The sequence below is a fragment of the Bacillus sp. C30 genome (assembly GCF_040838255.1).
In the GTDB taxonomy this organism is placed as follows: Bacteria; Bacillota; Bacilli; order Bacillales; family Bacillaceae_G; genus Bacillus_A; species Bacillus_A mycoides.
In genome coordinates this window covers 35965-42206 of sequence record NZ_JBFPJH010000009.1, presented here as the reverse complement: position 1 = coordinate 42206, position 6242 = coordinate 35965, and the positions used below count along the sequence as shown (strand labels likewise).

The window sequence follows — 6242 nt, the reverse complement described above, 5'->3', positions numbered from 1 at the left end:
GTGAATATACAGCTTATTTTTTAATCATATCTTTAATTGGCGCGAATGATTTTCGATGTTCCTCTAATACTCCATGTACTTCAATCGCTTCTAAATGCTGTTTCGTCCCATATCCCATATGTTGTTCGAATCCATATGCAGGATACTTTCCTCCTAACTCTTTCATCATGCGATCTCTCGTCACTTTCGCAATAATAGATGCAGCTGAAATAGAGACACTTTTCGCATCACCTTTAATGATTGATGTTTGCGGAATTGATGTAGGAAGCTTCATCGCATCGATTAATAAATATTCTGGTGTACATGATAAATTAGCAACGGCATCTAACATCGCTTGCTTCGTCGCTTGATAAATATTTATTTCATCAATAACTTGTGGTGATATAATTCCAACTCCAATCGCAATTGCATGCTCTTTAATTTCATCATAAAAACGCTCACGTTTCGCTTCACTTAATTTTTTCGAGTCATTTAATCCTGGAATATAAAAATCTTCCGGAAGGACGACTGCCGCCGTCACAACCGGTCCCGCTAACGGCCCACGACCCACTTCATCAATACCAGCAATGTATGTGAGCCCTTTTTCACGTAACTCATTTTCGTACTTTGACATTTCTAGAAATTTTTCTCTTTCTTTTTGCGCTAACTCTTTTTGTTTATACCACTTCAAAATTAGTTTTTGAACACCTTTCCGCTCATCTTTCACTAACATTTGAAAACGCTCGTCTTCTTCATTCATAATTTCTTGCAGCAAACATTCCGCTTCATGAATAGTCATTTTTTGCATCTATTTACACTCCTTTTAAACGTAACCAAAAAGAAAAGACGTACAAACGCACGTCTTATACTTCTTCTACTTTTTCCGCATCTTCTACCTGCTCTGCAAACTCTTCTGGTGTTTCAAATGTCATTTTTCCAAATCTTCCACCACGAAGCTCACGAAGTATAAGCTCAGATGTTTTATCATAATCAATCATTCCGCCGCCCATTAAGCAACCTCTATTTTTTCCAATTGCATCAAATAACTCCACAATTTCTTCTGGAATGTCATTTAAATTATATCGCTCTTTTAAACGTTCCGGATAATGTTTTTCCATAAAACGTAACGCATAAATAGCTACATCCTGTAGATTTAATATAGAATCTTTAATTGCACCAGTCGTCGCTAAACGAAGACCAACTAATTCATCTTCAAATTTAGGCCACAAAATACCTGGTGTATCTAATAATTCCATTTCTTTCCCAACTTTAATCCACTGCTGGGCCGTTGTCACACCAGGACGATCTCCTGTTTTTGCTATATTCTTCTTCGCTAATTTATTAATTAGTGTAGATTTACCAACGTTTGGAATACCTACAATTAAAGCACGAATTGCTCTTGGTCTAATGCCTTTAGCAACCATTTTATCGAATTTTTCTTTGACAAGAACTTTACAAGCTGCTGCAATTTCTTTCATACCTTGTCCAGCTTGCGCATTAATTGAAATTGCCTTTTGACCTCTTTCATCAAAATATGCAATCCACTGCTTTGTAAGACGATCATCCGCCATATCCGCTTTATTTAAAACAACAAGCCTTGGTTTATGTGTAATAATTTCATCAATCATTGGATTACGAGAAGATAAAGGTAATCGAGCATCTACAAGCTCAATTACAACATCAATTAACTTTAATTTTTCTGTTACTTGGCGTCTAGCCTTTGCCATATGTCCTGGGAACCATTGAATTACCATGTTGCCACCTTCTTTTTCTTTTATTTCACAATACGTGCATCTTTTAACGGCCAATATAGCATATTTGCTTTACCAATCACTTGGTCCATTGAAATTGTACCAATCGAACGGCTATCTTTACTAAAACGACGATTATCGCCTAAAACAAATAATTGACCTTCTGGAACAGTTTTCTTTCCTGTCATTTCTTCAAGAGTAAAATCATATGTAAGCGGTCCGTCAGCAAGTTGTTTTTTCTGCTTATCTAAATACGGCTCCTCATAAGGTTTCCCGTTAACATATAGTTTATCATTACGGTATTCGATTTCGTCGCCTGGCAGGCCAATAATACGCTTAATATAATCTTTTTCTTCCGTCGCTCGGAATACAATAATATCAAAGCGTTTCGGATCACCTATGTGATAGCCAATTTTATTAACAATCATTCGATCACGGTCATGTAAAGTCGGCGACATCGATACACCGTCTACGAGAATTGGGGCAAAGAAAAACTGTCTAATTACGCCCGCTAATACAACAGCAATCAAAATTGCTTTGATCCATTCCCAAAGTGAGCTCTTCTCTTTCTTCATGCTTTCCCCTCCACTGTTATGTAAGCTGCTCGTATTATACCAAAATTTCATATAGATTGGAAAAAGGGAGCTTGTGTATTTACAAGCTCCCATACATGTCTTATCGAATTTCTTTAATACGTGCTTTTTTACCGCGAAGGTTACGTAAGTAGTATAACTTAGCACGACGTACTTTACCACGGCGAAGTACTTCGATGTTCGCGATTCTTGGCGTGTGAACTGGGAATGTACGCTCAACACCTACACCGTAAGAAATCTTACGAACTGTGAATGTTTCACTGATTCCGCCACCACGACGTTTAATTACAACACCTTCGAAAAGCTGAATTCTTTCACGAGTTCCCTCAACTACTTTTACGTGTACACGTAAAGTGTCTCCAGGACGGAATGAAGGAAGGTCAGTTTTCAATTGGCCTTTTGTGATTTCTGTGATTAATTGTTGCATATTAAATTCTCTCCTTTAAACAGATGCTCTTATAAAGTCTTATTAAATTACAGCGGAACATCGTTAATACGGCTACTGATTTCAGTAGCACAAATGTTATAATAGCATATTGCTAGGACTGTTGCAATAGAAAATATATCAAGCCCTTATCGGTCTTCTTTAATCTGTTCCAGCCATTTCTCTTCTTGCTTAGATAATTCTCGTTCTTCCAGTAAATCCGGTCTACGTGTGTACGTACGACGTAGTGACTCTTTATGGCGCCATTCATCAATGTTTTTATGATTTCCTGACATTAGTACATCCGGTACCTTCATACCACGAAAATCAGCAGGACGTGTATAATGTGGGTGTTCTAACAAACCTGTGCTAAAAGAGTCTTCCACTTGTGACGTTTGATTCCCAAGCACTCCTGGCAAAAGACGTACAACACTGTCAGTGACTACCATAGAAGCCAATTCTCCACCCGTTAATACGTAATCCCCAATAGAAATCTCATCTGTTACAAGATGCTCACGAATTCGTTCATCGTATCCTTCATAATGGCCACATACAAAAATAACATGCTCTTCTCCAGCAAGCTCTTCTGCCTTCTTCTGCGTGAAACGCTCTCCTTGTGGACACATTAAGACGATTCTCGGCTTACGGTCTGTTTCCTTCGTTAACTCTTCTACTGCGTCAAAGATAGGCTGTGGGGTTAATACCATACCAGCGCCCCCACCATACGGATAATCATCTACACTATTATGCTTACTAGTTGTATACTCACGAAAATTGACAACACGAAGCTCTACCGCTTCTTTTTCTTGTGCTTTCTTTAAAATTGAAGAACCAAATACACCCGTAAACATATCTGGAAACAATGTTAAAATGTCAATTTTCATTATAGTAGCCCTTCCATTACATGAATGGTTACTAATTTATTTTCAATGTTAACTTGAAGTACAACGTCATCAATATAAGGAATTAACAAATCTTGACCCTTTGGACGTTTAATCACCCAAACATCATTCGCACCAGGAGATAGAATCTCTTTGATTGTCCCTAACGCTTCTCCTTCTTCCGTTACAACGTTGCAACCAATAATTTCATGGTAGTAGTATTCACCTTCAGCTAGTTCGCCTAACTGCTCTTCTGGTACTTTTATTAAAGAACCTTTTAACTTCTCTACTTCATCTACATTGTTGTATCCTTCAAGTGTTAATAAATCAAATGTCTTATGTTGACGATGAGAAGTTACCTTCACTGTAAGATAGTCTGTACCTTTCTCATCCCATATGTATAACGTGTTCCCTACTTTATATCGCTCTTCTGGAAAATCAGTACGAGAAATAACACGAATTTCTCCTTTTACGCCATGAGTATTTACAATTTTCCCTACATTAAACCATTTTGTCATAAATAGTATGTCACCCCTGGTTTCTATATAAATTAAGCATTTCCATTTTATATATGGAACATGCAATTTCTCTTTAAATGTTAAAAAAGGGAGAGGAAATAACTCCTCGCCCTTTTTACGTTTATTGAATTTCCAGTGTGACGTTCTCATCATTATGATGTCCCACTGAATACAAGAGCATTCTAATCGCTTTCGCAACTTTCCCTTGCTTTCCAATGACTTTTCCAACATCCTCAGGATGTACAGTTAATCGATACTTTATTTCTCCGTTGCAAAGTTCCTGTGTAACTTTTACATCTCCAGGATGATCCACAAGAGGTTTAACAATTGTCTCGACTAACATTTTCATTGTCATTGCCTCAATTACTTACCTTGTTTAGATAAGTGGAATTTCTCCATGATACCTTGGTTAGAGAAAAGGTTACGAACTGTATCAGATGGTTTAGCACCATTTCCTAACCATTTTAATGCTGCTTCTTCGTTGATCTTAACTTCCGCTGGTTGAGCAACCGGATTGTAAGTACCGATTTCCTCAATGAAACGTCCGTCACGAGGAGAACGAGAATCTGCAACAACTACACGATAGAAAGGAGTTTTTTTAGCTCCCATACGTTTTAAACGAATTTTAACTGCCATTTATAAAGCACCTCCGAATTTATTTCACACAGATAATTATATTAGCAAAAAGACTATTGCTTTGTAAAGTATTTTTTCTTAACAGAGCCATCTTTTTTCCTTACATGAATGGAAACTTCAATCCACCTAGTCCTTTTTTCTTACCTTTTTGCATTCCCGTCATCGTCTTCATCATTTTTTTCATATCATCAAATTGCTTGATTAGACGATTGATTTCTTGTACCGTTGTACCGCTACCTTTGGCAATGCGCTTTTTACGACTAGCATTGATTATTTCCGGTTGTTCTCGTTCTACTTTAGTCATAGAACGAATAATTGCCTCAATATGCCCAATTTGTTTTTCATCAACTTGTGCATTTTTCAGCCCTTTAATTTTATTTGCACCAGGAAGCATTCCTAACAATTCGTCAAGCGGTCCAAGTTGACGCACTTGTCCAAGTTGTTCTAGGAAATCGTCAAGCGTAAACGAAAGCGTACGCATTTTTTGCTCAAGTTCTTTTGCTTTCTCTTCATCAACTGTAGCTTGCGCTTTTTCAATTAATGTTAAGACGTCGCCCATCCCTAAAATACGGGATGCCATACGTTCTGGATGGAACGCTTCAATTGCATCTAGTTTTTCACCCATACCAGCAAATTTAATTGGTGTATTTGTTACAGCCTTAATAGATAATGCCGCACCACCGCGCGTATCACCATCTAATTTCGTTAATACAACACCTGTTAATCCTAACTGTTCATGGAAACTTTGTGCTACATTTACCGCGTCTTGTCCTGTCATCGCATCGACAACAAGGAAAATTTCATCCGGTTTCGCAACTTCTTTGACTTTCGCTAATTCACCCATTAGTTCTTCATCAATATGCAGGCGACCCGCTGTATCGATTAAAACGTAATCGTGATGATCTTCTTTTGCTTTCGCAATCGCTTGTTTCGCAATTTCAACCGGACTTACTTGATCTCCTAAGGAGAAAACAGGCATGTCCAATTGCTTCCCTAATGTTTCAAGCTGTTTAATCGCTGCTGGACGGTAAATATCCGCTGCAACAAGCATCGGTTTACGATTATGCTTTTTACGAAGCAAATTTGCAAGCTTACCTGTCGTCGTTGTTTTACCCGCACCTTGCAGACCAACCATCATTATAACAGTAGGTGGCTTATTAGCAACAGCAATTTTGCTTTGCTCTCCGCCCATAAGTTCTGTAAGTTCTTCCTGTACGATTTTAATTACTTGTTGTCCAGGTGTCAAACTTTTCATTACATCTTGTCCGACAGCACGCTCAGACACACGCTTTATAAAATCTTTTACTACTTTAAAGTTAACATCCGCTTCTAAAAGAGCTAGACGAACTTCTCTCATCATTTCTTTTACATCGGCTTCAGAAACTTTTCCTTTGCCGCGGATTTTTTGCATTGTCTGTTGAAGTCGGTCGGCTAATCCTTCAAATGCCATATTGCCGCCC

Annotated in this window: 9 protein-coding genes; all 9 read right to left on the bottom strand. The window is 38.0% G+C overall.

Translation table 11 applies throughout. The annotated features are described in order from the left end of the window. Positions 1–13: 13 nt before the first annotated feature. On the bottom strand, positions 14–787 hold the full coding sequence (gene rnhB / locus AB3X49_RS02415) for a ribonuclease HII (RefSeq protein ID WP_256490957.1): 774 nt from the start codon (positions 785–787) through the stop codon (positions 14–16). Positions 788–842: 55 nt separating this feature from the next. After that, a complete protein-coding gene (gene ylqF, locus AB3X49_RS02410; RefSeq protein WP_002128821.1) occupies positions 843–1733 on the bottom strand; it encodes a ribosome biogenesis GTPase YlqF in 891 nt (296 codons plus the stop codon). Positions 1734–1753: 20 nt separating this feature from the next. Continuing rightward, positions 1754–2305: a signal peptidase I gene (gene lepB / locus AB3X49_RS02405; RefSeq protein ID WP_002066791.1), complete on the bottom strand. Its 552-nt coding sequence runs from the start codon at positions 2303–2305 to the stop codon at positions 1754–1756. Positions 2306–2405: 100 nt separating this feature from the next. Then, positions 2406–2750: a 50S ribosomal protein L19 gene (gene rplS / locus AB3X49_RS02400; RefSeq protein WP_002014524.1), complete on the bottom strand. Its 345-nt coding sequence runs from the start codon at positions 2748–2750 to the stop codon at positions 2406–2408. 146 nt (positions 2751–2896) lie between these two features. After that, a complete protein-coding gene (gene trmD, locus AB3X49_RS02395) occupies positions 2897–3631 on the bottom strand; it encodes a tRNA (guanosine(37)-N1)-methyltransferase TrmD (RefSeq protein ID WP_002014522.1) in 735 nt (244 codons plus the stop codon). Beyond that, on the bottom strand, positions 3631–4146 hold the full coding sequence (gene rimM, locus AB3X49_RS02390) for a ribosome maturation factor RimM (protein WP_002014521.1): 516 nt from the start codon (positions 4144–4146) through the stop codon (positions 3631–3633). Before rimM ends, trmD begins: the two co-directional genes overlap by 1 nt. 121 nt (positions 4147–4267) lie before the next feature. After that, positions 4268–4495, bottom strand: coding sequence for a KH domain-containing protein (locus AB3X49_RS02385; RefSeq protein WP_002088196.1), 228 nt, complete (start codon positions 4493–4495; stop codon positions 4268–4270). Positions 4496–4509: 14 nt separating this feature from the next. After that, the gene (rpsP, locus tag AB3X49_RS02380) at positions 4510–4782 is read right to left on the bottom strand and encodes a 30S ribosomal protein S16 (protein WP_000268750.1); all 273 of its coding nucleotides are present in this window, start codon (positions 4780–4782) and stop codon (positions 4510–4512) included. 100 nt (positions 4783–4882) lie between these two features. Further along, on the bottom strand, positions 4883–6232 hold the full coding sequence (ffh, locus tag AB3X49_RS02375) for a signal recognition particle protein (protein ID WP_002014519.1): 1350 nt from the start codon (positions 6230–6232) through the stop codon (positions 4883–4885). Positions 6233–6242: the final 10 nt, after the last annotated feature.